The sequence below is a fragment of the Streptomyces cellostaticus genome, assembly GCF_001513965.1.
GTDB lineage: Bacteria > Actinomycetota > Actinomycetes > Streptomycetales > Streptomycetaceae > Streptomyces > Streptomyces cellostaticus.
Genome location: NZ_KQ948041.1, coordinates 78,378 through 104,796, shown reverse-complemented (window position 1 = coordinate 104,796; position 26,419 = coordinate 78,378). Strand labels below are relative to the sequence as shown.

Sequence of the window (26,419 nt, the reverse complement as noted above, 5' to 3'; positions counted from 1 at the left end):
CTGACGATGGTCTATTACCCTGGACTCGGTAGTACATCAAGATGAACATGATCTGATCCGAGCCAGCCCCAGGACCGCCCGTGAGCACCGTCAGCACCTCCAGTGCCGCCACCTCGACGTCCGCACCGTCCGTGCCCTCCGGCACGCCGACGGATCCGCGCACCCCGGGTCGCCGGTTCGGCTCGCTCGGGCCCGTCGGGCTGGTGCTGATCGGCGGGATCTCGGTCCAGTTCGGCGGGGCCCTCGCGGTCACCCTGATGCCCCGGGCCGGCGCCCTGGGCGTCGTCACGCTGCGGCTGCTCGCGGCGGCCCTCGTGCTCCTGCTGGTCTGCCGCCCCCGGCTGCGCGGCCACTCCCGTACCGACTGGGGCACGGTGACCCTCTTCGGTATCGCCATGGCCGCGATGAACGGCCTCTTCTACTGCGCGGCGGCCCGCATCCCGCTGGGCGCCGCGGTCACCCTCGAAGTCCTCGGCCCGCTGGTGCTGTCCGTCCTGGCCTCCCGCCAGGTGGTCAACGCACTGTGGGCGGGCCTCGCCCTCGCGGGCGTCTTCCTGCTGGGCGGCGGAGGCTTCGGCAATCTCGACCCCACAGGTGTCGCCTTCGCCCTGGGCGCCGGCGCCATGTGGGCGGCGTACATCGTCTTCAGCGCCCGTACGGGCCGCCGCTTCCCCCAGGCGGACGGCCTGGCGCTGGCCATGGCGATCGCGGCCCTTCTCTTCCTCCCCCTCGGCATCGCCGAGGCCGGCACCCGCCTCCTCGACCCCACCACCGTTGCCCTCGGCTCGGCGGTGGCCCTGCTCTCCTCGGTCCTGCCCTACACCCTCGAACTCCTGGCCCTGCGCCGCCTGCCCGCCTCCACCTTCGCCATCCTCATGAGCCTGGAACCGGCCATCGCCGCCACGGCCGGCTTCCTGCTCCTCGGCCAGTCCCTGTCCGCCCCGGAGGCGGCGGCGATCGCCCTGGTCATCGCCGCAAGCATCGGCGCGGTCCGCACCCAGGTGCGCCGCGGCAAGGCCCACGTGGCGACACCGGAGGCCTGACGGCCCGGCCTTGCCGTAAGCCACGCTCCCCGGAGCCGACAGGAGCCGGAGTCGTGGAAGACAATTTCATGCAAGCGTGCTTGATTGTTTCTGTGGCCACTGCCATGCTCGCCCCATGTCCGATCCGACGCCCGTCTTCGACGACCTGCGCGAGGAAAGCGAACAACTCGACGGCCTCGTAGCCGAGTTGAGCGAGGAGCGGTGGACGCTGCCGACCCCCGCCGCCCGCTGGACCCTCGCCCACCAGATCGCCCATCTGCACTGGACGGACCGGGCCGCGCTGCTCGCCGTCACGGACCAGGCCGGCTTCCGCGAGGTCGCCGAGAAGGCGCTCACGGCGCCGGACGCGTTCGTGGACGATGCCGCCGAGGAGGGCGCCCGGCTCCGGCCCGCCGAACTGCTGTCCCGGTGGCGGGAGGGCAGGGCCGCGCTCGACAGGGCGCTGCGGGCGGCACCGAGCGGCGCCCGGTTCCCCTGGTTCGGGCCGCCCATGTCGGCCGCCTCCATGGCCACCGGTCGCCTGATGGAGACCTGGGCCCACGGCCAGGATGTCGCGGACGCCCTGGGTGTGGTGCGCCCACCCACCGATCGGCTCCGGCATGTGGTCCGCATCGGGGTGCGGGCCAGGGACTTCGCCTTCGGGGTACGCGGCCTGCCCGTTCCGGAAGAGGAGTTCCGCGTCGAGGTGACCGGCCCGTCCGGCGCGTTGTGGACCTACGGTCCGCTCGACGCGGCACAGCGCGTCACCGGCCCCGCCCTCGACTTCTGCCTCCTGGTCACCCAGCGCGCCCACCGCGCCGACCTCGCCCTCCACGCCGAGGGCCCGGACGCGGACCGCTGGCTCGACCTCGCCCAGGCCTTCGCGGGCCCGCCCGGCACCGGCCGCCCGCCGAAGGGGGACCCGGCGTGACGGTGCTGCGCATCGGCAACTTCTCCGGCTTCTACGGCGACCGCACCGACGCGCTGCGCGAGATGCTCACCGGCGGCGAGGTCGACGTCCTCACCGGCGACTACCTCGCCGAACTCACCATGCTCATCCTCGGCCGCGACCGCCTGAAGGACCCGGCCGCCGGATACGCCCGCACCTTCCTGCGCCAGTTGGAGGACTGCCTGGGCCTCGCCCACGAGCACGGGGTGCGGATCGTCACCAACGCGGGCGGCCTCAACCCGGCCGGACTCGCCGATGCCGTACGGCAGGTGGCCGACCGGCTCGGCATCCCGGTCCGGGTCGCCCACGTCGAGGGCGACGACCTGGCCGCCGCACACCCGGGCGCCCTGGCCGCCCACGCCTACCTGGGCGGCTTCGGTATCGCCGAGTGCCTGCGGGCCGGCGCGGACGTCGTGATCACCGGCCGGGTGACCGACGCGGCGCTCGTCACCGGTCCCGCCGCCGCCCATTTCGGCTGGCAGCCCGGGGAGTACGACCGTCTCGCGGGCGCCGTCGTCGCCGGGCACGTCCTGGAGTGCGGCACCCAGGCGACCGGCGGCAACTACGCGTTCTTCCGGGAGGGGGACGTACGCCGCCCCGGCTTCCCGCTCGCCGAGATCCACGCGGACGGCACCGGCGTCGTCACCAAGCACCCCGGCACCGGCGGCTTCGTCGACGTCGGCACGGTCACCGCCCAGCTGCTCTACGAGACCGGCGGCGGCCGGTACGCCGGGCCCGATGTCACCGCCCGGCTGGACACCGTACGGCTGCGCCAGGACGGACCGGACCGGGTGCGGATCGAGGGCGTGCGCGGGGAGGCTCCGCCGCCGACGCTCAAGGTCGGGCTCAACCGGCTCGGCGGCTTCCGCAACGAGGTCGTCTTCGTCCTCACCGGACTCGACATCGAGGCCAAGGCGGCCCTCGTGCGCGAGCAGCTCTCCGACGCGCTCGCCAAGTCGCCGCCCGCCGAGGTGCGGTGGGACCTGGTCTGCACCGACCGGGCCGACGCCGACACCGAGGAGACGGCGAGCGCCCTGCTGCGGCTCGTCGTACGGGACCAGGACCAGCAGGTCGTGGGGCGGGCGCTGAGCGGGGCCGCCGTGGAGCTGGCGCTGGCCAGCTACCCCGGCTTCCATGTGCTGGCGCCGCCCGGAAAGGGTGCGCCTTATGGGGTCTTCGAGGATGTGTACGTGCCCCATGGCGCCGTCGACCATATGGCCGTACTGCACGACGGACGCCGTATCCCTGTGCCGCCGCCCCAGGAGACACGTGCCCTGGACGACGTACCGCAGCCGCCCCTGCCCGAGCCCCTCCCGGCCGGACCGACTCGGCGGGCGCCCCTCGGGCTGGTCGCGGGGGCCCGCAGCGGGGACAAGGGCGGGAACGCCAACGTAGGTGTGTGGGCGCGGTCGGAGGAGGCATGGCGGTGGCTCGCGCACGAGCTGACCGCAGAAAGGTTCCGGCAGCTGATCCCCGAAAGCCGGGACCTGCCCGTCACCCGGCATCTGCTCCCCGGCCTCCGCGCCCTCAACTTCGTCGTGGAAGGCATCCTCGGCGCGGGCGTCGCCGCCCAGCACCGCTTCGACCCGCAGGCCAAGGCCCTCGGCGAATGGCTGCGCTCCCGCCACCTGGACATCCCGGAGGCCCTGCTGTGACCGTTCTCGACACCTCCCTGGACCCCACCGGCCCCGACTACCAGGCGGCCCGCGAGACCATGCTCGCCAAACTCGCCGACCTGGAGGCCGAGCACGCCAAGGCGCTCGCGGGCGGCGGCGAGAAGTACGTCGGGCGGCACCGGGGACGCGGCAAGCTGCTCGCCCGCGAGCGCATCGAGCTGCTCCTCGACCCGGACACCCCGTTCCTGGAGCTGTCCCCGCTGGCCGCCTGGGGCAGCGATTACACGGTCGGCGCCTCGCTGGTCACCGGCATCGGCGTGGTCGAGGGCGTGGAGTGCCTGATCACCGCCAACGACCCGACCGTGCGCGGCGGCGCCAGCAACCCCTGGAGCCTGAAGAAGGCCCTGCGCGCCAACGACATCGCGCTCGCCAACCGGCTGCCCTGCATCAGCCTGGTGGAGTCCGCAGGCGCCGACCTGCCCTCCCAGAAGGAGATCTTCATCCCGGGCGGGGCCATCTTCCGCGACCTCACCCGGCTCTCCGCCGCCGGCATCCCGACCGTCGCCGTCGTCTTCGGCAACTCCACCGCCGGCGGCGCGTACATCCCCGGCATGTCCGACCACGTGATCATGGTCAAGGAGCGGGCGAAGGTCTTCCTCGGCGGTCCCCCGCTGGTGAAGATGGCGACCGGCGAGGAGAGCGACGACGAGTCCCTGGGCGGCGCCGAGATGCACGCGCGCGTGTCCGGCCTCGCCGACTATCTCGCCGTGGACGAGCAGGACGCGCTGCGCCAGGCACGCCGCGTGGTCGCCCGCCTCAACCACCGTAAGGCGTACGACGATCCGGGCCCGGCGGCCCCGCCCACGTACGACCCGGAGGAGCTGCTCGGCATCGTCCCGGGCGACCTGAAGATCCCCTTCGACCCGCGCGAGGTCATCGCCCGCCTGGTCGACGCCTCCGACTTCGACGAGTTCAAGCCGTTGTACGGCACGAGCCTCGCCACCGGCTGGGCGAGCCTGCACGGCTATCCCGTCGGCATCCTGGCCAACGCCCAAGGCGTGATCTTCAGTGCGGAGTCCCAGAAGGCCGCCCAGTTCATCCAGCTCGCCAACCAGCGCGACATCCCGCTGCTCTTCCTGCACAACACCACCGGCTACATGGTCGGCAAGGAGTACGAGCAGGGCGGGATCATCAAACACGGCTCGATGATGATCAACGCGGTGAGCAACAGCCGGGTCCCGCATCTGTCGGTGCTGATCGGGGCGTCGTACGGCGCCGGGCACTACGGCATGTGCGGGCGCGCCTACGACCCCCGCTTCCTGTTCGCCTGGCCCAGCGCCAAGTCGGCCGTCATGGGCCCCCAGCAGCTCGCGGGCGTGCTGTCGATCGTCGCCCGGCAGTCGGCGGCGGCGAAGGGAGCGCCGTACGACGAGGACGCGGATGCGGCCCTGCGCGCCATGGTGGAGCAGCAGGTCGAGTCCGAGTCGCTGCCGATGTTCCTGTCCGGGCGGCTGTACGACGACGGCGTCATCGACCCGCGCGACACCCGCACCGTCCTCGGCCTGTGCCTGTCCGCGATCCACACCGCCCCCTACGAGGGCGCGCGCGGCGGCTTCGGCGTCTTCCGGATGTGAGGCTCATGATTTCGACTCTGCTCGTCGCCAACCGGGGCGAGATCGCCTGCCGGATCTTCCGCACCTGCGGTGAGTTGGGAATCCGGACGGTCGCCGTGCACTCGGACGCGGACCGGAACGCGCTCCACGCGCGCGTGGCCGACGCGGCCGTACGGCTGCCGGGGGCCACGCCCGCGGAGACGTATCTGCGGGGCGATCTGATCGTGAAGGCGGCACTGGCCGCCGGCGCGGACGCCGTGCACCCCGGGTACGGCTTCCTCTCGGAGGACCCCGGGTTCGCCCGTGCCGTCCTCGACGCCGGCCTGCTCTGGATCGGGCCGCCTCCGGAGGCCATCGAGGCGATGGCGTCCAAGACGCGCGCCAAGGAACTGATGGGGCTCGCGCCCCTGGACGAGGTCACCGAGGCCGACCTGCCGGTGCTGGTGAAGGCGGCCGCGGGCGGCGGCGGGCGCGGGATGCGGATCGTGCGCTGCATCGAGGAGCTGAGTGCCGCACTGGAGGGCGCGCGCGCCGAGGCCGCGAGCGCCTTCGGTGACGGCGAGGTCTTCGTCGAGCCCTACCTCGAGCGCGGCCGCCACGTCGAGGTGCAGATCCTCGCCGACACCCACGGCACGGTCTGGACGCTCGGCACCCGCGACTGCTCCCTCCAGCGCCGCCACCAGAAGGTGATCGAGGAGGCCCCGGCACCCGGCCTCTCCGAGGGGCTCACGGAGGATCTGTACGCGCTGGCCGTACAGGCCGTGTGCGCCGTCGCCTACGAAGGCGCCGGCACCGTCGAGTTCCTGATCGCCGACGGCCGCGCGCACTTCCTGGAGATGAACACCCGTCTCCAGGTCGAACACCCCGTCACAGAGGCCGTGTTCGGCCTCGACCTGGTCGCCGAACAGCTCCGCATCGCCGAGGGCCACGCCCTGCCAAAAGACCCTCCACGCGCGCGTGGCCACGCGATCGAGGCCCGCCTGTACGCCGAGGACCCCGCCCGCGACTGGGCCCCGCAGACCGGCACCCTGCACCGCCTCGCCGTACCCGCCGGCGTCCGCCTGGACACGGGCTACACCGACGGCGACGAGATCGGTGTCCACTACGACCCGATGCTCGCGAAAGTCGTCGCCCACGCCCCCACGCGCGCGGAGGCGCTGCGCAGGCTTGCGGGTGCGCTGGAACGAGCGGAACTCCACGGCCCGGTCACCAACCGGGACCTGCTCGTACGCTCGCTGCGGCACGAGGAGTTCACCGGCGGCCGCATGGACACCGCCTTCTACGACCGCCATCTCGCCGACCTGGCCGAGCCCGCCCCCGACCCGTACGCCCCCCTGGCCGCCGCACTCGCCGACGCCCACGGCCGCTCCCGCTTCGGCGGCTGGCGCAACGTCCCGTCACAGCCGCAGGTCAAGCGGTACGCGATGGGGGGCGAGGAGCACGAGGTCCGCTACCGGCACACCCGGCAGGGCCTCGCCGCCGACGGGGTACGGGTCGTACACGCCGACGCGCGTCTGGTCGTACTCGAAGCGGACGGAGTGCAGCGCCGGTTCGAGATCGCGCGCTACGGCAACCAGGTCCACGTCAACGCCACCGCCCTCACCGCCCTGCCCCGCTTCCCCGACCCGACAGCCCAGCACGCACCGGGATCCTTGCTGGCGCCGATGCCGGGCACGGTCGTGCGCATCGCCGAGGGCCTGACGGAAGGGGCGACCGTACAGGCCGGAGAGCCCCTGATCTGGCTGGAGGCGATGAAGATGCAGCACCAGATCGCCGCGCCCGTCGCAGGCACACTCACGGCCCTGCAGGTGAAGCCGGGACAACAGGTAGAGCCAGGCATGTTGCTGGCGGTAGTGCAGCCAACCTAGGGCGCGGGGAACTGCGCGACCAGCCACGGACAACCCGCAGCCCGAAGGAGACGCATGACCACCCACATCGAATCCGAAGAGCACAAGGCCCTACGGTCCGCAGTGGCCGCTCTGGGCAAGCGCTACGGCCGCGAATACCTCACCCGCACCATCGCCGAGGGAAAGCCCCTCACCGAACTCTGGTCCGAGGCAGGAAAGCTCGGCTACCTCGGCGTCAACCTGCCGGAGGCATACGGCGGTGGGGGCGGCGGCATCACAGAACTCTCCATCGTGCTGGAAGAGCTGGGCGCAGCAGGCTCGCCCCTCCTGATGCTCGTGGTCTCACCTGCGATCTGCGGCACTGTCATCTCCCGCTTCGGCACCGAGGACCAGAAAACCCGTTGGCTGCCCGCGCTGGCGGACGGCACCCGCCTCATGGCCTTCGGCATCACCGAACCCGACGCCGGCTCCAACTCCCACCGCATCACCACCACGGCCCGCAAAGACGGCACCGACTGGCTCCTCACCGGCCGCAAGGTCTTCATCTCCGGTGTCGACATGGCCGACGCGGTCCTGATCGTCGGCCGCACCGAAGACGCCCGCACCGGACGCCTCAAGCCCTGCCTCTTCATCGTCCCGACGGACGCCGAGGGCTTCCAGAAGCACCCCATCGACATGGAACTCAACGCCGCCGAGAAACAGTTCGAGCTGGTCCTGGACGACGTACGGCTGCCCGCCGACGCCCTGGTCGGCGACGAGGACGCCGGTCTGCTGCAACTGTTCGCCGGACTCAACCCCGAGCGCATCATGACGGCGGCCTTCGCGATCGGCATGGGCCGCTACGCGCTGTCCAAGGCGATCGAGTACGCCCGCGACCGTACCGTCTGGAAGGCCCCCATCGGCGCCCACCAGGCCATCGCCCACCCCCTCGCGCAGGCGCACATCGACCTGGAACTGGCCAGGCTGATGATGCAGAAGGCGGCCCATCTGTACGACGCCGGCGACGACATCGGCGCGGGCGAGGCGGCCAACATGGCCAAGTACGCGGCAGGCGAGGCCTGTGTGAAGGCCGTCGACCAGGCCGTGCACACCCTCGGCGGCAACGGCCTCACGCGCGAATTCGGGCTCGCCTCCTTGATAACAGCCGCGCGTGTGGCTCGTATTGCTCCGGTGAGCCGGGAGATGATCCTCAACTACGTTTCCCACCAGACCCTGGGCCTGCCCAAGTCGTATTAGGCCACCGCAGCCGCTTGGAGGAACCGTGTTCCGCAGCGCGTACGCAGACGTTCCGCCCGTAGAACTGCCCATCCACGAAGCCGTCCTGGGCCGGGCCGCCGACTTCGGCGACCTTCCGGCCCTCGTCGACGGCACGGACGGCACCACCCTCACGTACGAGCAAGTGGACCGGTTCCACCGGCGGCTGGCCGCCGCACTCGCCGACGCGGGAGTGCGCAAGGGCGACGTCCTCGCCCTGCACAGCCCCAACACGATCACCTTCCCGACCGCCTTCTACGCGGCCACGCGCGCGGGGGCCTGCGTCACCACCGTGCACCCGCTCGCCACGCCCGAGGAGTTCGCCAAACAGCTCACCGACAGCGCGGCCCGCTGGATCATCACCGTCTCCCCGCTGCTGCAGTCCGCCCGCCGGGCCGCCGAAATCGCGGGCGGAGTACGGGAGATATTCGTCTGCGACAGTGCACCCGGGCACCGCTCCCTCATCGACATGCTCGCCTGCACCGCACCCGATCCGAGAACCGGCTTCGACCCGGCCGAGGACATCGCCGCACTGCCGTACTCCTCCGGCACCACCGGCATCCCCAAGGGCGTGATGCTCACCCACCGGCAGATCGCCACCAACCTCGCCCAGCTGGATGCCCCCGTCCCGACGGGACCCGGCGACCGCATCCTCGCCGTGCTGCCGTTCTTCCACATCTACGGCCTGACCGCCCTGATGAACGCGCCCCTGCGCAAGGGCGCCACGGTCGTCGTCCTGCCCCGCTTCGACCTGGAGACCTTCCTCGCGGCCATCGAGAACCACCGCATCACCGGCCTGTACGTCGCCCCGCCGATCGTCCTCGCCCTCGCCAAGCACCCGGCGGTGGCCCGCTACGACCTCTCCTCCCTGAAGTACGTCATCAGCGCCGCAGCCCCGCTGGACGCCCAGCTTGCCGCCGCCTGCGCCGAACGGCTCGGACTGCCGCCGATCGGCCAGGCCTACGGCATGACGGAACTGTCGCCCGGCACCCACGTCGTCCCCCTGGACGCCCTGCACGAGGCACCCGCCGGCACGGTCGGCAAGCTCATCGCCGGCACCGAGATGCGGATCGTCTCCCTGGACGATGCCGGCAAGGACCTCGGCACCGGCGAGCCCGGCGAGATCCTGATCCGCGGCCCGCAGGTGATGAAGGGCTACCTCGGCCGCCCCGACGCCACGGCCGACATGATCGACGCCGACGGCTGGGTGCACACCGGGGACGTCGGCCACGTCGACGCCGACGGCTGGCTCTTCGTCGTGGACCGCGTGAAGGAACTCATCAAGTACAAGGGCTTCCAGGTGGCCCCCGCCGAACTGGAGGCCCTGCTGCTCACCCACCCCGGCATCGCCGACGCCGCCGTCATCGGGGCCCACAACGAGGACGGCAACGAGGTCCCGCACGCCTTCGTCGTCCGCCAGCCCACCGCCGACGACCTGAGCGAGAACGAGATCATGCTGTACGTCGCCGAGCGCGTCGCGCCCTACAAACGCATCCGCAGGATCACCTTCATCGACACCGTGCCCCGCGCGACCTCCGGGAAGATCCTGCGCCGACAGCTCAGGGAGCACACGTGAGCGCTCTGATCGGACGCACGCGCACGCGCGGCGTCGAAACCCTCAGCCTGGACGCCACCGACACCCGCAACGCGCTTTCCGCGGCCCTGGTCGGCGAGCTCGCAGGCGCCCTGGCCGACTGCGCCAAGGACCCGGAGGTCCGGGCCGTCGTCCTCACCCACACCGGCACCACCTTCTGCGCCGGAGCCGACCTGCGCGACCCTCCCCCACTCTCGGCTTCGCTCGAGCGGGGGGACCCCCAAGCCCCGGACGCGCTGGTCGGCCTGCTGCGGCAGATCGTGGAGCTGCCCAGGCCCGTGGTCGCCCGGGTCACCGGACACGTCAGGGCGGGCGGCCTCGGCCTGCTGGCCGCCTGCGACCTCTCCGCCGCCGCCACCGGGTCCACCTTCGCCTTCACCGAGGTCCGCATCGGCGTGGCCCCGGCGGTGATCTCCCTGCCGGTGATCCCGCGCGCCGACCCCCGCGCGCTGGCCCGCTACTACCTCACCGGCGAACGCTTCGACCCCGCCGAGGCCGTACGCCTCGGCCTGCTCACCGTCACCGCCGACGACGTGGACGAAGCCCTCGCCCCCGTCCTCGACGGCCTGCGCCGCTCCTGCCCCCAGGCCCTGGCCGAGACGAAAGCGCTGCTCACGGCTAGGGTGCTGGAGACGTTCGACCGGGACGCGGCGGAGCTGACCGCGCTCTCGGCCCGGCTGTTCTCCACCGCCCAGGCCCGGGAGGGGATGACGGCCTTCCTGGAAAGACGGGATGCGGCATGGGTGGTGTGAGTACGACGGCGGAACGCGACCGCGTACCCAAGCAGGACCGCAGCCGGGCCACCCGGCAGCGGCTCCTGGAGGCCGCCGTGGCCTGCCTGGCCGAGCACGGCTGGGCAGGCTCCACGGTCGCCGTCGTCGCCGAACGCGCCGGCGTCTCCCGGGGCGCCGCCCAGCACCACTTCCCGACCCGCGAGGACCTGTTCACGGCAGCCGTCGAGTACGTCGCCGAACAGCGCTCGACCGCCCTCAGGGAGCTGTTCCCGGACGGCCCCGCCGACCGCCGCGCCGTCGTCACCGCCCTGGTCGACCTCTACACTGGCCCTCTCTTCCGGGCCGCCCTGCACCTGTGGGTCGCCGCCTCCGACGAGGAACAGCTGCGCTCGCGCGTGACCGAGCTGGAGGCCCGCGTCGGCCGCGAGACCCACCGCATCGCCGTGGAACTCCTCGGCGCCGACGAGACCCGCCCCGGCGTCCGCGAGACCGTCCAGGGCCTGCTCGACATGGCCCGCGGCCTCGGCCTCGCCAACCTCCTCACCGACGACACCGCCCGCCGCCGGCGGGTCGTGGCCCAGTGGGCGGAGCTCCTGGAGGAATCGCTGGGCTGAGGGGGTCACCGCGGCGGGCCCGAGGGGTTACCGCGGGGGCGCGTTACCCTTGGGCCCATGCTTCCGATGCTCGTTCGCCGCCGCCACGTGGACTACGTGCGCGTCACGAGCATGGGCTGTCGGCTTTCGGCCTGAATTCAGCCCCTTTTTCTCCCCCTTCTTACGGCATCCTGGGCGCCGCCCTACCCTCGGCGGCCTGCCCGTGGCCCACACACCCTGTGGACGCATCCATGACGACGCACATCGCGACGACCCCGTCGTACGCCCAGCTCCCGATCATCGACCTGTCGGCCGCCGACCGCGGCCCCCAGGCCCGAGCTCTGCTCCACGCCCAACTGCACAGCGCCGCCCACGACGTCGGCTTCTTCCAGCTTGTCGGACACGGCGTGACGAAGGCCGAGACAGACGCACTGCTCACCGCCATGCGCGCCTTCTTCGACCTCCCCGAGGCCGACCGGCTCGCCCTCGACAACGTCAACTCCCCGCACTTCCGCGGCTACACCCGCACCGGCGACGAGCGCACCCGCGGTGCCCGCGACTGGCGCGACCAGCTCGACATAGGCGCCGAACGCCCCGCCCACGTCCCCGGCCCCGGCGAGCCGCCCTACTGGTGGCTGGAGGGCCCCAACCAGTGGCCGGCCGCCCTCCCCGAGCTGCGCACCGCCGCCCTCGCCTGGATCGACAGGCTGAGCGCGGTCGCCCAGCGCCTCCTGCACGAACTCCTCACCGCCATCGGCGCCCCCGCCGACTTCTACGACCCGGCCTTCGGCGACCACGCCCACCCGCACCTCAAGCTCGTCCGCTACCCGGGCAGCGCGGGCGACGGCACCGACCAGGGCGTCGGCGCCCACAAGGACTACGGCTTCCTCACCCTGCTCCTCCAGGACACCGTCGGCGGCCTCCAGGTCCAGCGCGAGGACGGCCTCTTCCACGACGTGCCCCCGCTGGAGGGCGCCTTCGTGGTCAACCTGGGCGAACTCCTGGAAGTGGCGACCAACGGCTACCTCCTGGCCACCAACCACCGAGTGATCAGCCCGCCCGGAGCCACGGAACGCTTCTCGGTCCCGTTCTTCTACAACCCCCGCCTGGACGCCAAGGTCGACCCCCTGGCCTTCCCGCACGCGTCAACGGCCCCAGGCATCACGACGGACCCGGCAAACCCCCTGTTCGCCGAGTACGGCTACAACGAACTGAAGGGCAAACTGAGGGCGCATCCGCTGGTGGCGGAACGTCACCACGGGAGCCTTCTGACTCCGGCGTGATCAACTCCCTTGGGGCGCGGGGCCGTATCGATATGCGGCTCCGCCGCGTGGGCGCGACCAGCCACAACGCACCCACAGCCGCCCGCGCTCCCAAGCCCCTCTGACGCCGACGCGCCTCAAGGACTCAGCCGCTCCACGTCCCACGCCCCGTCCGGCCGGGCCACGTACCGCAGCCGGTCGTGCAGCCGGTTCTCACGGCCCTGCCAGAACTCGACCGTCTCCGGTGCGATCCGGAAGCCGCCCCAGTGCGGCGGGACCGGCACCTGCTCCCCCTCCGGGTAGCGCGCGCCCAGCTCGGCATAGGCGGCATCCAGCCCGTCCCGGGACGTGATCACCGAGGACTGGGCGCTGGCCCAGGCGCCCAGCTGGGAGCCGTGCGGACGGGTGCGGAAATAGGCCGCGGTCTCGTCCCGGCCGGTGCGGCGGGCGACACCGGTGACGATCACCTGGCGGGCGATCGGGTGCCAGGGGAAGAGCAGCGAGACGTGCGGGTTCGCGGCCAGCTCACGGGCCTTGCGCGAGTCGTAGTTGGTGTAGAAGACGAAGCCGTCGGAGTCGTACTGCTTCATCAGGACAGTGCGGGAGCTGGGCCGGCCCGCCGCGTCCGCCGTGGAGACGACCATCGCGTTGGGCTCGTAGAGCGTGCCGTGTACGGCCGCCCGGGCAGCGTCCTCGAACCAGCCGGAGAACTGGTCCATGGGGTGCGCGGCGAGGTCCTTCTCGTCGAGGCCCGCGGCCCGGTACTGCTTGCGCATGGCGGCGGGATCGACGACGGGGTCGAGGCTGAGGTCGCGGTCGGTCACGCGGTCATCCTGCCGTATCGAACGTGTGGCACTCAGTGTCGTATGGCCTCCCCAACTATGGCACTCGGAGTTATCGTGCAGGTCCCCCCGCGGATTGGGTGACCACCGGGCGATCGGGGCATCACCGGGGTGACCGCCGCCGACACATTCACGAGGAGCCGCCTGATGTCCGATTTCGTACCCGGGCTCGAAGGAGTTGTCGCGTTCGAGACGGAGATCGCCGAACCCGACAAGGAAGGCGGCGCCCTCCGCTACCGCGGCGTCGACATCGAGGACCTGGTCGGTCACGTCTCCTTCGGGAATGTGTGGGGACTGCTGGTCGACGGCGCGTTCAACCCCGGACTGCCGCCCGCCGAGCCCTTCCCGATCCCGGTCCACTCCGGTGACATCCGTGTCGACGTACAGTCCGCACTCGCCATGCTGGCCCCGGTCTGGGGCCTGAAACCGCTCCTCGACATCGACGTGGCCCAGGCCCGCGAGGATCTGGCGCGCGCCGCCGTCATGGCGCTGTCGTACGTCGCCCAGTCCGCACGCGGGCAGGGACTGCCGATGGTGCCGCAGCGGGAGATCGACAAGGCGCAGTCCGTTGTCGAGCGGTTCATGATCCGCTGGCGGGGTGAGCCGGACCCGAAGCATGTCGCGGCCGTCGACGCCTACTGGACGTCGGCCGCCGAGCACGGCATGAACGCCTCCACCTTCACCGCGCGCGTCATCGCCTCGACCGGCGCGGACGTCGCCGCCGCACTGTCGGGGGCCGTCGGCGCCATGTCCGGTCCGCTGCACGGCGGTGCCCCCTCTCGGGTGCTCGGCATGATCGAGGAGATCGAGCGGACGGGTGACGCGGAGGCGTACGTCAAGAACGCGCTGGACCGCGGAGAACGGCTGATGGGCTTCGGGCACCGGGTCTACCGGGCCGAAGACCCTCGCGCGCGCGTGCTGCGCCGTACCGCCAAGGAACTGGGCGCGCCGCGGTTCGAGATCGCGGAGGCGCTGGAGAAGGCGGCGCTGGAGGAACTGCACAACCGGCGCCCGGACCGGGTGCTGGCCACCAACGTCGAGTTCTGGGCCGCGATCATGCTGGACTTCGCGCAGGTTCCGGCGCACATGTTCACGTCGATGTTCACCTGCGCCCGGACCGCCGGTTGGTCGGCGCACATCCTGGAGCAGAAGCGGACGGGGCGTCTGGTGCGGCCTTCCGCCCGGTACGTGGGGCCGGCAGCGCGCGGTCCGCAGAAGATCGAGGGGTACGCGGACATCGCCCACTGAAGCCCCATCCGAACCCCGCACAAACGCAGACGACCCGCGAGCTCTGGTCCTCCGCCTGTCGGCGGGGGCCGGCCGGACGTACCGGCGAGCTCGCGGGTCGGGTGACTGCGTGGGATTGGCCGGCTGCGTGTGTGCACACACGCTGGTCCGGCACCGCACTGGGTGTGGTGACGGGCGTTAGCCCGCAGCCACCTCCGACGTCCGGTGTGCATACATGCTCCGAACCACCTCCTCTCTTCGGTGCTCCACACCCTAAGAAGCATCTGGGAACGCCTCAAGTGTTTTTTCGGAGGCCGGAACGCGGAGGCCGGAACGCGGTTGACGCCGGACGGCCCGGACGATTCGCTGCGTATCCGGGTGACGTGCTCGTCGGGTGTTCCACCGTGCGGCCGCCGGTCGGGGAGGAGGGGAGACCGACCGGTACGAGCTGGACGGCGAGAGTGACGAGTGGGTCGACCTGTGGCTGGAGCCGGTCCCCGCTGCCGGGCATTGATTGCTGCAATCTGCGGGAACAGGATGTGGGCTGTGTCACGTTCCAGTTGAATGAAGGCCAGTGAGCGAACCGAGCGCCGTATGGGCGCCGACGCAGCCTCCAGGGGGTCCAGGTGAGTGCTTCCCGGCGGAGTGGGACCACCGATGAGCTGGGGCCGGACGAGCCCGAGCGGGACGGTCCGCACAGCCCTGACGGGCCGGAGGAGTCCGGCGGCTCCGATCTGCTCGCCGCGCTGCTGGACGGGATGGACGCGGCCCTGTGCGCCTTTGACGCGGACGGGGTCGTCACGCACTGGAACCGTGAGGCCGAGCGGATCCTCGGCTGGACCGCCGCCGAGGCGGTGGGACGGCCCGGGTTCGCGGGGTGGGCGGTGCGCAGTGCCGATGCCGAGGATGTGCAGGCACGCCTGATGTCGGCCATGCACGCGCCCGGTCGGCAGGTTCATGAGTTCGCCCTGGTCACGAAGGACGGCGGGCGGGTGCTCGTACGGACCCAGTCCGCCGCCGTGCGCGGGCCCGACGGGAAGCCGGCGGGTGTGTACTGCGCGTTCAGTGAGGTGCATGCCCAGATCGATCTGGAACGGTCCATCGCGCTGAGCGAGGCGCTGTTCGAGGACGCTTCCTGGGGTGTGGTCCTGGTCGACGCCGATCTGCGGCCCGCCGTCGTCAACGCGCACGCGGCGCGGGCCCTGGGCATCGGGCGTACGTCCGCGCTCGGGCGGCCGCTCGGCGAGTTGCTCGCGCAGGGTGTGGAGGAGTTGGAGAGCGCGCTCACCCATGTCCTGGCCGAGGGCGCTCCGCCCGCACCCGCCGAGATGTGGGTGACCGTGCGCTCGGCCGAAGGTGAGAAGCGGCGCTGCTGGCGCAGCGGGTTCGTGCGGCTGGCCTCGCCGCTCGCCGAGGAGCCCGTACCGCTCGGGGTCGGCTGGCTGTTCCAGGACGTCACGGAGGGCAAGCAGGGCGAGCAGGAGGCGGCCCTGCTGCGCTTCCGCGCCAACCAGCTGCACCGCGCGGCCCGTGCCGCCGCCGAGTGCGAGGACCCGGCGGAGGCGGCCACCGTCCACCTGGACTTCGCCCTCGCCGGCTTCGCCGACCACGCCCTGCTCGACCGCCTGGCGGGCGCCGCGCGCGCGGAGGGCGACGATGCGGTTCCGGTACGGCTGGTGCGGCTCGCCGCCACACCCGCCGGGGCGCCCGGGCCCAGTCTGCTCACGGGCGCGGCCGGGCTGCCCGTGCGCTACGAGGAGGGGCATCCGGCGCTCAGCTGTGTCCAGCGGGCCGGAACCGTGCGCGCGGACGCCGGGTCCGTCCCGGCCGAGCGGGCACAGGAGTGGGCGCTGGCCCGGCAGTGGCCCGGCGACACCGTGCACGCCCTGTGCTCCGTGCTGCGCAGCCGGGGCCGGACGCTGGGCGTGGTCACCTTCCTGCGCGGGGCCGCACGCAGTCGCTTCGAGCGTGCGGACGCGGTCTACGCGGAGGACGTGGCCGTACGGATCGCGGCGGCGCTGGACCTGGCGGAGGCGGTACGGGAGAAGCCGAAGCCGGGGGAGTAGCGGCCGGTGCCGGCTCAGGGCCGGTAGAAGATCCGGTCCGCGTACTCCTCCATGATCCGCCCGTTCCAGTCGTGGCCGCCGTCGACGTTCCCGGAGCGCAGCAGCGGGGGCTCGATGCCGCGGTCGGCCAGTGTGGCGGCCGTGGTGGCCATGACGGCCTGCATCAGGGCGGTGGTGACCACCGTGGAGGCCGGGGCGAAGGGGGCCGGGATGGTGTCGAGGGTGAGTTCCGCGTCGCCGACGGCGATCTTCGAGTCCAGGACGATGTCGCAGTGGTCCTTCAGGAACGTGCCCGAGGAGTGCCGGGACTTGGTCCGGATGGCGTACGCCGCCGACGTCACGCCGATGACCTTCACGCCGAGGGCGCGGGCGTTGAGGGCCATCTCGACGGGCAGGGCGTTGCGGCCGGAGAGGGAGATGATCACGAGGGCGTCGCCGGCGCGGACGGGGGAGGTGTCCAGGACGGCGCCGGCGAGTCCGTCGACGCGTTCCAGGGCGGAGCCGAGGGTGGCCGGGGTGACGTCGACGCCGACGACTCCGGGGACGGCGAGCAGGTTCATCAGGGCGAGTCCGCCGGCCCGGTAGACGACGTCCTGGGCGGCCAGGGAGGAGTGCCCGGCGCCGAAGGCGAACAGGCGGCCGCCGGCCGCGACGGTGTCGGCGAGCAGGGTGCCGGCCGCGGTGATCGTCTCGGCCTCCTCCTCGCGGACCCGTTGCAGCAGGCCGATGGCGGCGTCGAAGAACAGGTCGGCAGGCGTGCCGTCGCTCATGCGGTGCCCCTTCGCAGCATCTGTGTCGCGGATCACCCTGCGGTCTGGACCAATGCGGTGTCAATACGGCCGGGCCGGGGCCCCGTGCGAGTGGCCCCCGTTTCCCCGGTACCGCCCGCTTGTCAGTGGCGTACGGCAGAATTGGTTGCAGGGCCAGGGCACGCGCCGGGCTTCCGGCAGAGGTAATCGAGGGGCACGTATGTCCGGACTGATCGACACCACGGAGATGTATCTCCGCACCATCCTCGAACTGGAAGAGGAAGGCGTCGTCCCCATGCGCGCGCGCATCGCGGAGCGGCTGGACCAGAGCGGGCCGACGGTGAGCCAGACGGTGGCGCGGATGGAGCGCGACGGTCTGGTGTCCGTGGCCAGCGACCGACACCTGGAGCTGACGGACGAGGGCCGCCGGCTGGCCACGCGGGTGATGCGCAAGCACCGCCTCGCGGAGTGTCTGCTGGTCGACGTGATCGGCCTGGAGTGGGAGCAGGTGCACGCGGAGGCCTGCCGCTGGGAGCACGTGATGAGCGAGGCGGTCGAGCGTCGCGTGCTGGAGCTCCTGCGCCACCCGACCGAGTCGCCGTACGGCAACCCGATCCCGGGTCTGGAGGAGCTGGGCGAGAAGGACGGTGCCGACCCGTTCCTGGACGAGAGCATGGTGTCGCTGGCCGACCTGGACCCGGGTGCCGACGGGAAGACTGTCGTGGTCCGCCGTATCGGCGAGCCGATCCAGACGGACGCGCAGCTGATGTACACGCTGCGGCGGGCGGGCGTACAGCCCGGCTCGGTGGTGAGCGTGACGGAGTCGGCCGGCGGGGTGCTGGTGGGCAGCGGCGGCGAGGCGGCCGAGCTGGAGGCGGACGTCGCCTCGCATGTGTTCGTCGCCAAGCGCTGAGCATGAGAGGGCCCCGGCGCCGTGTGGCGCCGGGGCCTGTCCTCCCCTGTGCTGACCCGGAGCCCCGAGCTCTCAGGGTCATCCCCTCGGACCGTTTTTCCCCGAGCGGTCCGCCTCCCGCCAGAAAGATCCCCTCGGCGGCGGCGATCATTCCTTGAGGGGTGTCACTCGAATGAGGGGTGTTGTCCGCAGAGGCAGTATTTTCGAATGGGTATTCGATATTCTGCGGCGGCAGCACGACGCCGACAACGGCAACAACGGCGAACACGGCGACAGCAACGGCAGTACACCCGTACGAGGGCAGGCGGAGCTGGGGGGTGCCAGGCCGATGGCACGGCGTATCGATGTGACGGGAGCGGGCGGGGTGCGCCTGGCCGCCTGGGAGTACGCGGACCCTCCCAAACCGGAGGCGGAGCCCGGCGCTCCGGGCGTGCTGTTACTCCATGGCCTGATGGGCCGCGCCTCGCACTGGGCGGCCACCGCCCGCTGGCTCGCCGAGCGCCATCGCGCCGTCGCGCTCGACCAGCGCGGCCACGGCCAGAGCGACAAGCCCCCACAGGCCGCGTACACCCGTGAGGCCTACGTCGAGGACGCCGAGGCCGCCCTCGAACAGCTCGGCCTCGCCCCCGCCGTCCTCATCGGCCACGCCATGGGCGCCCTGACCGCCTGGCAGCTCGCCGCGAAACGCCCCGATCTGGTGCGCGGCCTGATCATCTGCGACATGCGCGCCTCCGCGCTCGGCGCGGCCTCGCAGCGCGAGTGGGCCGACTGGTTCCGGTCCTGGCCCGTCCCCTTCGCCACGCTCGCCGACGTCCGCAAGTGGTTCGGCGAGGGCGATCCCTGGGTGGAGCGGCCGAGCCCGGCCCGCGGCGCTTTCTACGCCGAAGTCATGCACGAGTCCGCCGACGGCTGGCGCCCCGTCTTCGAGCCGGAGCAGATGCTGAGGTCCCGGGAGACCTGGGTGTACGACGCGCACTGGGAGGAGCTGGCCCAGGTGCGGTGCCCTGCGCTTGTCGTGCGGGGCCTCGACGGGGAGCTGGGGCGGGCCGAGGCGCAGGAGATGGTGCGGGTGCTTCCTCGCGGGGAGTATGCGGAGGTTGCTGAGGCTGGGCACCTTGTTCACTATGACCAGCCGGTGGCTTGGCGGGGGGCTGTTGAGCCGTTTCTTGATGCGGAGTTCGGGGTTTGAGCGCCTTCTCGTCTGCGTGGTTCCTGTGCGGTGGCGGGTGCGGGGTGTGTTGTGGCTGGTCGCGCCCACGCGGCGGAGCCGCATAGTGATGCAGCCCCGCGCCCCTGAGGGTGTTGCAGCCTCCCGCGCCGAAAAGGCGCCGTCAGCCCTTGCTCACCGCCGTCAGGATTTCCGGTAGGCGGGACGCCGTTCGGGGGGCCGCCAGGCGTAGTCCCAGCCAAGTGATCGCAGCGCCGTACGCCGCCCCGACCGGCAGCAGGAGCCAGCTCCACGCATCGCCGTCTGCGCTCACGTTCAGCCAGATCGTTGCCGTGATGACGGGGGAGCAGAGCAGGGCTGCTGCGACCATGCCGCCGAAGATGGAGATCCAGGCGAGGCCGGCCTGTCCGGGGGCCACGTTCTTGTGGCCCTCCTGCGGGATGGAGTAGGGGAAGCGGGCCGAGGTCCAGGCGCCGGTCGCCAGCATCGCCCCGAGCAGTGCCAGGGACAGTCCCAGCACCTCTGGCAGCCGGGCCCAGTCGCCCAGCAGGGCGGTCGTCACCACGGTCACGAGCGCGGCGTAGGGCAGGGTGATCACCAGCAGGGCCAGTGCCCGCCCGCGCAGCTCGGCGTACGCGTCCCGTGCCGAGGAAATGCTCAGGGCCACCATCCAGAAGGCGGAGGTGTCCTGCCCGAACTGGTTGTACATCTGGATGCCGAGCATGCCGGCGGCGAAGCACGCGAAGTACAGGGACCCGGTCCCCTGCACCGCGTTGAACACCGGCACGATCAGGCCGATGGCCAGCGAGGTCACCCACGCGGCCTTGGTCTTCGGGTCGCGCCAGATGTAGCGCAGGGTGCGGTCCATGACCGTACCCGTGCGCCCGCCCGGCAGCAGTCGGCCGAGCCCGGCCGAGGAGCGGTCCCGGGCCCCGGTGTCGGCGGTCTGGAGCGTGGACGCGTCGGGCGAGGTCATCAGCCGGGTCAGGCTCCGCGCCCATACGACGACGAGCCCCGCCAGCGCGGCCACCGACAGGGCGAGTTGACCGGCAGCGATGCCGTACGACCCCTCGCTCGCCGCCCGTACCGCCCCGACCGCCGACGCGGGCGGTACCCAGGACAGCACGTCCGCGGCCGGTTGCAGCTGCCCGAGGCCCGCCGAACCCAGCTGCCTCGCACCGAAGTTGACCAGCTGCCCCCCGACGGCGATGACCAGCCCGCTCAGTACGGCCAGATCGCGTCCCTTCCTGCTGGTCAGCAGCCGTACGTTGGCGGCGGCGACGGCTCGCGCGAGCGCCACGCAGACCAGCAGCGCGAGGGCGACGGCGACGACGGAGAAGGCGTACGCCGCCGCGCCGTGCGCCACCGAGACCACACAGCCCACCAGCACCAGCAGCGTGAACAGCGGCCCGATGCCGACCAGCGAGGCGGCCAGCAGCGCCCGGACCAGCGGCCGGGGCCGCAGCGGCAGCATCACCAGCCGGGTCGGGTCCAGCGTCTCGTCCCCGCTCGGGAAGAACAGCGGCATCACCGCCCAGCCCAGCGCCAGCACGGCCGTACCGGGCACGGCGACGGCCTCGGCGTGCGCATGCCCGCGCAGGGCCACGAGTCCGAGCAGCTGGAGCAGTGCGAACAGCAGCGCGACGACGGCCGAGGCGAGGAACGCGGCCCGTCGGCCGGGCGACTGCCTGAGGCCGCCCCGCAGCAGGGACAGCTTCAGTCGTATGACGGTGGAGGTCAGGTTCGTCATCGGGCCGCCCCGCCGCCCAGCCAGTCCAGATCGGACCCGGCGTCCAGGTCGCGCGCCCCCACCAGCTCCAGGAACGCCCCCTGCAGCGTGGGATGCTCCCCGCGCACCTCGGCCAGGGTCCCGGTGGCCCGGATGCGTCCCGCCGCCATGACGGCCACCCAGTCGCACAGCGACTCGACCAGCTCCATCACGTGCGAGGAGAACACGACGGTGGCGCCGGAGCCGGTGTACCGCTCCAGCACGCCCCGGATCGTCTGCGCGGACACCGGGTCGACGCCCTCGAACGGCTCGTCCAGGAACAGCACTTCGGGGTTGTGGAGGAGAGCGGCCGCGAGCCCGATCTTCTTGCGCATGCCGGTCGAGTAGTCCACGACGAGTTTGTGCTGCGCCCCCGCGAGGTCGAGCACGTCCAGCAGCTGCGCGGCCCGCTTGTCGACCTCGGCGCCGGGCAGCCCGCGCAGCCGCCCCGAGTATCCGAGCAGTTCCCGCCCCGAGAGCCGCTCGAACAACCGCAGACCCTCGGGCAACACCCCGATCCGGGCCTTGACGGCCACCGGGTCCCGCCACACGTCATGACCGACGACCTCGACGGACCCCTGATCGGGCCGCAGCAGCCCGGTCACCATGGACAGCGTGGTGGTCTTCCCGGCCCCGTTCGGCCCGACAAGCCCGATGAACTTCCCGGCAGGCAGATCAAGATCGATCCCACCGACAGCCACTTGCTGCCCGAATTGCTTCCAGAGTCCCCGCACACGCACTGCCGCCTCGGTCATGCATGAACCCTACGACCACTGCAACGCCCCGACAGGGGCGCGGGGCTGCATCAATATGGGGCTCCGCCGCGTGGGCGCGACAAGCCACAACGAACCCGCAGCCGCCGGCGCACAGGAACCACGCAGACGAGACGGCGCTACCGATCCCGCCCGCACGCATAAGCCAACGGCGAGATCAACTCCTCCGCATCCGGCAACCACCGATTCGCGGGAGTCGGCCGGCAGGCCCACTGCACAGCCCCCCGGGACCCGAACCGGGTGGGAGGAGCGGCCACATAGCCACCCTCGCCCAACGGCACGAGATCCAGCGAGGACAACGACCACCCCAACTTCCGCACCAGCTCGGGGACCTTCACGGAAGCCCCCGGCAGCACGAAGAACTGCATCCGCCGGTCGGGAGTGAGCGTCACCGGCCCCAGGGTCAGCTCCATCCGCTCCATGCGGGCCAGAGCCAGAAAGCCCGCACTCTCCGGGACGGACAGCGCATCGAACGTACGCCCCGTCGGCAGCAGGATCGACGCCGTCGGCTGCTTCTGCCACATCCGGCGGGCGACGGTCGCACTGCCGGTCGCCTGCGTCGCCCAGTCGGGGCGCGCGGGATGCGCACCCGGCGCGGGGCAGGAGGCATCGCCGCACGAGCAGCGCTGCACCCCGTCGACGGCTTCCAGCCAGCTGCCCGGGAACACGTCCCAGTGCCGCTCCTCGGCGTAGCGTACGGCGGTTTCCAGCAGCGATTCCCCGCGCTGCTTCGGAATCTGGGCGGCTTCGGTGCTCGCGATCGTCTCTTCCACGCTGAACTCAACTCCCGCACTCACCTCGAGTTACGGCTGTAGCGCGCGCGGGGGAGGAGCATCGGTTCCGCAAATGGGGCGCATGGGTGCATGGGTGGGGGCGCGCGGGAGGAAGCGGGGCTTGGGCTGGGTAGCCAGGGAGGGGGCGGCATAAGCCTTTACCCCGGCAAACCGCACATGTCGCGCATTGACGGTATGTCAGCTGGGCAGTGATCTTCACGACCGGATGCTTCCGGCCGGATCTTCACGATCCAGGGGATCGCAACGCAGGGGGTAGCACATGGCCGCAAGGCCTCTCGTGGCGAGGCAGCCGAACGAACGGCTGCAAGCACTCATCCAGGAAGCGGGATGCTCGAACGCCGGGCTGGCCCGGCGGGTCAACATGTGCGGCGCCGAGCACGGGCTCGACCTGCGCTACGACAAGACGTCCGTGGCCCGCTGGCTGCGCGGCCAGCAGCCGCGGGGCCGGGCCCCGGCGATCATCGCGGAGGCGCTCGGGCGCAAGCTCGGCCGTACGGTCACGATCGACGAGATCGGCATGGCCAACGGCAAGAACCTCGCCTCGGGGGTCGGTCTCCAGTTCTCGCCGACGGTACTGGGGGCCATCGAGCAGGTCTGTGAGCTGTGGCGCAGCGACGTGGGCCGGCGGGACTTCCTGTCCGGCTCCTCCGTCGCCGCCTCCGCGCTGGTCGAGCCCAGCCGCGACTGGCTGATCTCGGCGCCGGACGCCCAGGTGGCCCGGCAGGCGGGCGCGCGGGTGGGCCAGTCCGACGTGGCGGCCGTGCGGTCCATGACCCAGGCGCTGGTGGACCTCGACCACCAGTTCGGCAGCGGGCATGTGCGCCCGGTCGTCGTGCACTACCTCAACAGCGTCGTCTCCGGGCTGCTCGCGGGGTCGTACCGGGAGGCGGTCGGCCGCGATCTCTTCGCGACCGTGGCCCGGCTGACGGAGCTGGCCGGGTACATGGCGGTGGACACCGGGCAGCCGGGTCTGGCCCAGCGCTACTACATCCAGTCGCTGCGGCTGGCGCAGGCGGCGGGCGACCGCGGCTACGGCGGTTACATCCTCGCTGCCTCCATGAGCCACCTGGCCGCGCAGCTCGGCAACCCGCGCGAGATCGCCCAGCTGGCGCGTGCCGCGCAGGAGGGGGCGCGCGGGCGCGTGACTCCGCGCGCGGAGGCGATGTTCCATGCGGCCGAGGCCCGCGGGCACGCCCTGCTCGGCGACGTCCGGGCCGCGCAGGACGCCTCCGGGCGGGCCGTCGCGGCGATGGAAGGGGCGGACGCGGCCTCCGGGGACGACCCGGTGTGGATCGCGCACTTCGACGAGGCGTATCTGGCCGACGAACTGGCGCACTGCCACCGCGACCTGGGCCAGGCCGAGGCGGCGGCGCGCTGTGCCGAGCAGGCGCTGGCCGGACACCCCGAGTCCCGGGCCCGCCGCCGCGCCATCGGTTATGTGCTGCTCGCCACGGCCCAGGTGCAGCAGCGCGAGATCGAGCAGGCCTGCAGCACCGGTCTGAAGGCCGTGGAACTGCTGGAGACGCTCCGCTCCAACCGGGGCGCCGAGTATCTGGAGGATCTCCAGCAGCGCCTGGAACCCTTCCGGGACGAAACGGTCGTACGGGAGTTCGGGGCCCGCCTCGATCTCCAGCAGGCCGCCTGAACACCAGCCCCGCGGATGCGTGAACGGACGGGAAACGGCATCCGGATGCGCGGCGGATGCCGTGTACGGCGCACCGCGGGGCGGTTTGTTACCACTGTCACAGGGAAGAAGATCGCGCCCTTGGCTGCATGGCACCCCGCTCGGGGGACCCGGTAGCGTGTGCCGACGATTCCGAAGGTCCCCCATTCGTAGGAGTCCCGGTGACGCAGAGTGGACAGGGCGAGGAGCCCTCGGCGCGGCCCGCGCACGAAGGCATCGTGCTGCCCTCCGACGGAGGTGAGCCGCTGCTGCCAGGCATGACCGGCACCCCGGCCCCCGTCGGGCCGGCCGGCGGCCAGGCATGGGGCGGCCAGTGGGGTCCCGGTCGGCAGCAGGCGCCCCAGCCCGACCAGGGCTGGCCCGCGGCGGCCGGCCAGCAGTGGGGCACCCCGGAACAGCAGCCCCCGTCCGGCAACGGCCCCGGCCCGCTGCCCCCGGAGGGCGCACCGGCTCCGTCGTACGGCGGCCAGACCTACGGCTCCGGCGGCCAGGAACCGGCGTACAGCACGGGTGGCCAGAACCCGGCGTACGGCTCCGCCGGCCAGGACCCGGCCTATGGTTCCGGCGGCCACCAGCCCCAGTACGGCGGCGGCCACCAGCCCCAGTACGGCGGCGGCCAGCAGCCCGCGTACGGCGACCCCGCCCCGTACCAGCAGCAGTACCCAGCGCCGCCCGCTCCCGCTGCCGCGGCGCCGCTGCCGCCGGCCGCGTCGGACGCCTATCCGGCGCAGAGCGCGCCGCCAGGCCTGCCGCAGGCCGCTCCGCTGCCGCCGACGGCCGAGGGCGCGACCCAGTACCTTCCGCCGGTTCCCTCGGCGGGCAGCGGCGGCATACCCGCACCTGCTCCCGCGGCCGCGGACGAAGGGGCGACCCAGTACCTCCCGCCCGTCCCGGCGGCGCCCGCGGCCGAGGGGGCCACCCAGTACCTGCCCCCGGTCCCGGCGGCCCCCGCCGACGAGGGCGCCACGCAGTACATCCCGCCGGTGGTGCCCGGTGCGCTGCCGCCGGAGACCGCCGGGGAGGAGACGCGGTACCTGGGGCGTGTGCAGCAGCCGTCCGCCCCGGCCGCCCACTCCGACGCGGAGGCCACGCAGTACATCCCGCCGTACACCGGCCAGGCGCCGGGCGGGGAGCGGCAGCCGCCCGCCGAGTTCGACAACCTCTTCCGCAGCGGGCCGGGCGGTGCCGAGAGCCCGGCCGGGGCCACGCAGCAGATGCCGCGCATCCAGCAGCCGAACGCCTACCCGGGCCCGGCCCAGCCGTCGCACAGCGCGCCGCTGGACGAGTACGAGGACGAGGGGGGCCGGGGCGGCCGCAGCCGGTCCCGGGTGCCGCTGATCGCCGCCGTCGGCGTGGGCATCGTCGTCCTCGGAGTCGGCGTCGGTGCGCTGCTCAGCAGCGGTGGCGGGGACAAGGGCAACGACAACAAGACCGTCGCCGCCTCCGGCCCGGCCACCCAGGACTCCGCCTCGGCCGCCGCCGACCCGGCCAAGCAGCAGGCGGTCGCCCTGGACGGGCTGCTCGCCGACAGCGGCAGCAGCCGCGCCTCGGTGATCCAGGCGGTGGCGAACGTCAAGCGGTGCAACAGCCTGGACCAGTCCGCCTCCGACCTGCGCGACGCGGCCAAGCAGCGCGGCGACCTGGTCACCCGGCTCGGCAAGCTGTCCGTCGACAAGCTGCCGGGCAACGCCGAGCTGACCGCGGCCCTCACCAAGGCCTGGCAGGCGTCCGCCGCCGCCGACAACCACTACGCGGCCTGGGCCGACCAGGTGGGCGGCGGCAAGAAGGGCTGCCACAAGGGCCAGGCCCGCATCACCGGCCAGACCCAGGCCGGCAACCGGGAGAGCGGCACCGCCAGCGCGCAGAAGGTGAAGGCCGCCGCGCTGTGGAACGCCATCGCGACGAAGTACGGCCTGACCCGGCGCCAGCCGACCCAGCTGTGAGGGCGGCG

Annotated in this window: 21 protein-coding genes; 16 read left to right on the top strand and 5 right to left on the bottom strand. The window is 72.3% G+C overall.

Features of this window, described 5'->3' with window-relative positions; translation table 11 throughout:
* Window positions 1-80 precede the first annotated feature (80 nt).
* The 10 genes from AQI88_RS34825 to AQI88_RS34780 all read left to right on the top strand — a co-directional run bounded on the left by AQI88_RS34825 (window position 81) and on the right by AQI88_RS34780 (window position 12,505).
* A complete protein-coding gene (locus tag AQI88_RS34825; RefSeq protein ID WP_079057991.1) occupies window positions 81-1,043 on the top strand; it encodes an EamA family transporter in 963 nt (320 codons plus the stop codon).
* 115 nt (window positions 1,044-1,158) lie between these two features.
* Complete coding sequence (locus AQI88_RS34820; RefSeq protein WP_067007288.1) at window positions 1,159-1,953, top strand: TIGR03084 family metal-binding protein; 795 nt, start codon at window positions 1,159-1,161, stop codon at window positions 1,951-1,953.
* Window positions 1,950-3,626: an acyclic terpene utilization AtuA family protein gene (locus AQI88_RS34815; RefSeq protein ID WP_067007285.1), complete on the top strand. Its 1,677-nt coding sequence runs from the start codon at window positions 1,950-1,952 to the stop codon at window positions 3,624-3,626. Before AQI88_RS34820 ends, AQI88_RS34815 begins: the two co-directional genes overlap by 4 nt.
* Window positions 3,623-5,221, top strand: coding sequence for an acyl-CoA carboxylase subunit beta (locus AQI88_RS34810; protein ID WP_067007282.1), 1,599 nt, complete (start codon window positions 3,623-3,625; stop codon window positions 5,219-5,221). The genes AQI88_RS34815 and AQI88_RS34810 overlap by 4 nt, the downstream gene beginning before the upstream one ends.
* A 5-nt stretch (window positions 5,222-5,226) precedes the next feature.
* Complete coding sequence (locus AQI88_RS34805) at window positions 5,227-7,068, top strand: acetyl/propionyl/methylcrotonyl-CoA carboxylase subunit alpha (RefSeq protein WP_067007279.1); 1,842 nt, start codon at window positions 5,227-5,229, stop codon at window positions 7,066-7,068.
* A gap of 54 nt (window positions 7,069-7,122) precedes the next feature.
* Window positions 7,123-8,283: an acyl-CoA dehydrogenase family protein gene (locus tag AQI88_RS34800; protein WP_067007276.1), complete on the top strand. Its 1,161-nt coding sequence runs from the start codon at window positions 7,123-7,125 to the stop codon at window positions 8,281-8,283.
* Between the two features lie 25 nt (window positions 8,284-8,308).
* Window positions 8,309-9,877: a 4-coumarate--CoA ligase family protein gene (locus tag AQI88_RS34795; RefSeq protein ID WP_067007273.1), complete on the top strand. Its 1,569-nt coding sequence runs from the start codon at window positions 8,309-8,311 to the stop codon at window positions 9,875-9,877.
* Window positions 9,874-10,647 (top strand): enoyl-CoA hydratase family protein, encoded by a 774-nt coding sequence (locus AQI88_RS34790; protein WP_067007270.1) that lies wholly within the window; start codon window positions 9,874-9,876, stop codon window positions 10,645-10,647. The genes AQI88_RS34795 and AQI88_RS34790 overlap by 4 nt, the downstream gene beginning before the upstream one ends.
* Window positions 10,635-11,243: a TetR/AcrR family transcriptional regulator gene (locus AQI88_RS34785; protein WP_067007267.1), complete on the top strand. Its 609-nt coding sequence runs from the start codon at window positions 10,635-10,637 to the stop codon at window positions 11,241-11,243. The genes AQI88_RS34790 and AQI88_RS34785 overlap by 13 nt, the downstream gene beginning before the upstream one ends.
* A 230-nt stretch (window positions 11,244-11,473) precedes the next feature.
* Window positions 11,474-12,505 (top strand): isopenicillin N synthase family dioxygenase, encoded by a 1,032-nt coding sequence (locus AQI88_RS34780; protein ID WP_067007264.1) that lies wholly within the window; start codon window positions 11,474-11,476, stop codon window positions 12,503-12,505.
* Window positions 12,506-12,621: 116 nt separating this feature from the next.
* Here the strand turns inward: AQI88_RS34780 and pdxH are convergent, their stop codons facing one another.
* Window positions 12,622-13,308, bottom strand: coding sequence for a pyridoxamine 5'-phosphate oxidase (gene pdxH / locus AQI88_RS34775; protein WP_067007261.1), 687 nt, complete (start codon window positions 13,306-13,308; stop codon window positions 12,622-12,624).
* A 165-nt stretch (window positions 13,309-13,473) separates the two neighbouring features.
* Here pdxH and AQI88_RS34770 point away from each other — a divergent pair, with 165 nt between their 5' ends.
* Window positions 13,474-14,574, top strand: a complete 1,101-nt coding sequence (locus AQI88_RS34770; RefSeq protein ID WP_067007259.1) for a citrate synthase 2 — start codon at window positions 13,474-13,476, stop codon at window positions 14,572-14,574.
* A 605-nt stretch (window positions 14,575-15,179) separates the two neighbouring features.
* Window positions 15,180-16,619, top strand: coding sequence for a PAS domain-containing protein (locus tag AQI88_RS34765; protein WP_067007256.1), 1,440 nt, complete (start codon window positions 15,180-15,182; stop codon window positions 16,617-16,619).
* Window positions 16,620-16,633: 14 nt separating this feature from the next.
* On the opposite strand, the gene AQI88_RS34760 is transcribed toward AQI88_RS34765, so the two are convergent.
* Entirely contained in the window at window positions 16,634-17,389 is a 756-nt protein-coding gene (locus tag AQI88_RS34760) for an SIS domain-containing protein (protein ID WP_067007253.1), read from the bottom strand.
* Window positions 17,390-17,588: 199 nt separating this feature from the next.
* Here AQI88_RS34760 and AQI88_RS34755 point away from each other — a divergent pair, with 199 nt between their 5' ends.
* Window positions 17,589-18,281, top strand: coding sequence for an iron-dependent transcriptional repressor DtxR (locus AQI88_RS34755; protein WP_067007250.1), 693 nt, complete (start codon window positions 17,589-17,591; stop codon window positions 18,279-18,281).
* A 328-nt stretch (window positions 18,282-18,609) separates the two neighbouring features.
* Window positions 18,610-19,470: an alpha/beta fold hydrolase gene (locus AQI88_RS34750; protein WP_067007247.1), complete on the top strand. Its 861-nt coding sequence runs from the start codon at window positions 18,610-18,612 to the stop codon at window positions 19,468-19,470.
* A gap of 142 nt (window positions 19,471-19,612) precedes the next feature.
* Here AQI88_RS34750 and AQI88_RS34745 read toward each other — a convergent pair whose 3' ends face one another.
* The 3 genes from AQI88_RS34745 to AQI88_RS34735 all read right to left on the bottom strand — a co-directional run bounded on the left by AQI88_RS34745 (window position 19,613) and on the right by AQI88_RS34735 (window position 22,763).
* Window positions 19,613-21,199, bottom strand: coding sequence for a transporter (locus AQI88_RS34745; protein WP_067007243.1), 1,587 nt, complete (start codon window positions 21,197-21,199; stop codon window positions 19,613-19,615).
* Window positions 21,196-21,972, bottom strand: a complete 777-nt coding sequence (locus AQI88_RS34740; protein WP_067007240.1) for an ABC transporter ATP-binding protein — start codon at window positions 21,970-21,972, stop codon at window positions 21,196-21,198. The genes AQI88_RS34745 and AQI88_RS34740 overlap by 4 nt, the downstream gene beginning before the upstream one ends.
* 137 nt (window positions 21,973-22,109) lie before the next feature.
* Window positions 22,110-22,763 (bottom strand): bifunctional DNA primase/polymerase, encoded by a 654-nt coding sequence (locus AQI88_RS34735; RefSeq protein ID WP_067007237.1) that lies wholly within the window; start codon window positions 22,761-22,763, stop codon window positions 22,110-22,112.
* 280 nt (window positions 22,764-23,043) lie between these two features.
* Between AQI88_RS34735 and AQI88_RS34730 the strand changes: the two genes are divergently transcribed.
* Both AQI88_RS34730 and AQI88_RS34725 read left to right on the top strand, forming a co-directional pair.
* Window positions 23,044-24,429: an NsdA family TPR-like regulatory protein gene (locus AQI88_RS34730; RefSeq protein WP_067007234.1), complete on the top strand. Its 1,386-nt coding sequence runs from the start codon at window positions 23,044-23,046 to the stop codon at window positions 24,427-24,429.
* 200 nt (window positions 24,430-24,629) lie between these two features.
* Window positions 24,630-26,411 carry a hypothetical protein gene (locus tag AQI88_RS34725; RefSeq protein ID WP_067007231.1) on the top strand — a complete coding sequence of 594 codons (1,782 nt, stop codon included), beginning with the start codon at window positions 24,630-24,632 and terminating at the stop codon, window positions 26,409-26,411.
* Window positions 26,412-26,419: the final 8 nt, after the last annotated feature.

Bases quoted from the DNA above. Each gene is read 5' to 3' on its own strand.
- AQI88_RS34820 (WP_067007288.1), top strand. From the start codon at position 1,159: ATGTCCGATCCGACGCCCGTCTTCGACGACCTGCGCGAGGAAAGCGAA.
- AQI88_RS34805 (WP_067007279.1), top strand. From the start codon at position 5,227: ATGATTTCGACTCTGCTCGTCGCCAACCGGGGCGAGATCGCCTGCCGG.
- AQI88_RS34800 (WP_067007276.1), top strand. From the start codon at position 7,123: ATGACCACCCACATCGAATCCGAAGAGCACAAGGCCCTACGGTCCGCA.
- AQI88_RS34785 (WP_067007267.1), top strand. From the start codon at position 10,635: ATGGGTGGTGTGAGTACGACGGCGGAACGCGACCGCGTACCCAAGCAG.
- AQI88_RS34780 (WP_067007264.1), top strand. From the start codon at position 11,474: ATGACGACGCACATCGCGACGACCCCGTCGTACGCCCAGCTCCCGATC.
- AQI88_RS34770 (WP_067007259.1), top strand. From the start codon at position 13,474: ATGTCCGATTTCGTACCCGGGCTCGAAGGAGTTGTCGCGTTCGAGACG.
- AQI88_RS34760 (WP_067007253.1), bottom strand. From the start codon at position 17,389: ATGAGCGACGGCACGCCTGCCGACCTGTTCTTCGACGCCGCCATCGGC.
- AQI88_RS34755 (WP_067007250.1), top strand. From the start codon at position 17,589: ATGTCCGGACTGATCGACACCACGGAGATGTATCTCCGCACCATCCTC.
- AQI88_RS34750 (WP_067007247.1), top strand. From the start codon at position 18,610: ATGGCACGGCGTATCGATGTGACGGGAGCGGGCGGGGTGCGCCTGGCC.
- AQI88_RS34745 (WP_067007243.1), bottom strand. From the start codon at position 21,199: ATGACGAACCTGACCTCCACCGTCATACGACTGAAGCTGTCCCTGCTG.
- AQI88_RS34740 (WP_067007240.1), bottom strand. From the start codon at position 21,972: ATGACCGAGGCGGCAGTGCGTGTGCGGGGACTCTGGAAGCAATTCGGG.
- AQI88_RS34730 (WP_067007234.1), top strand. From the start codon at position 23,044: ATGGCCGCAAGGCCTCTCGTGGCGAGGCAGCCGAACGAACGGCTGCAA.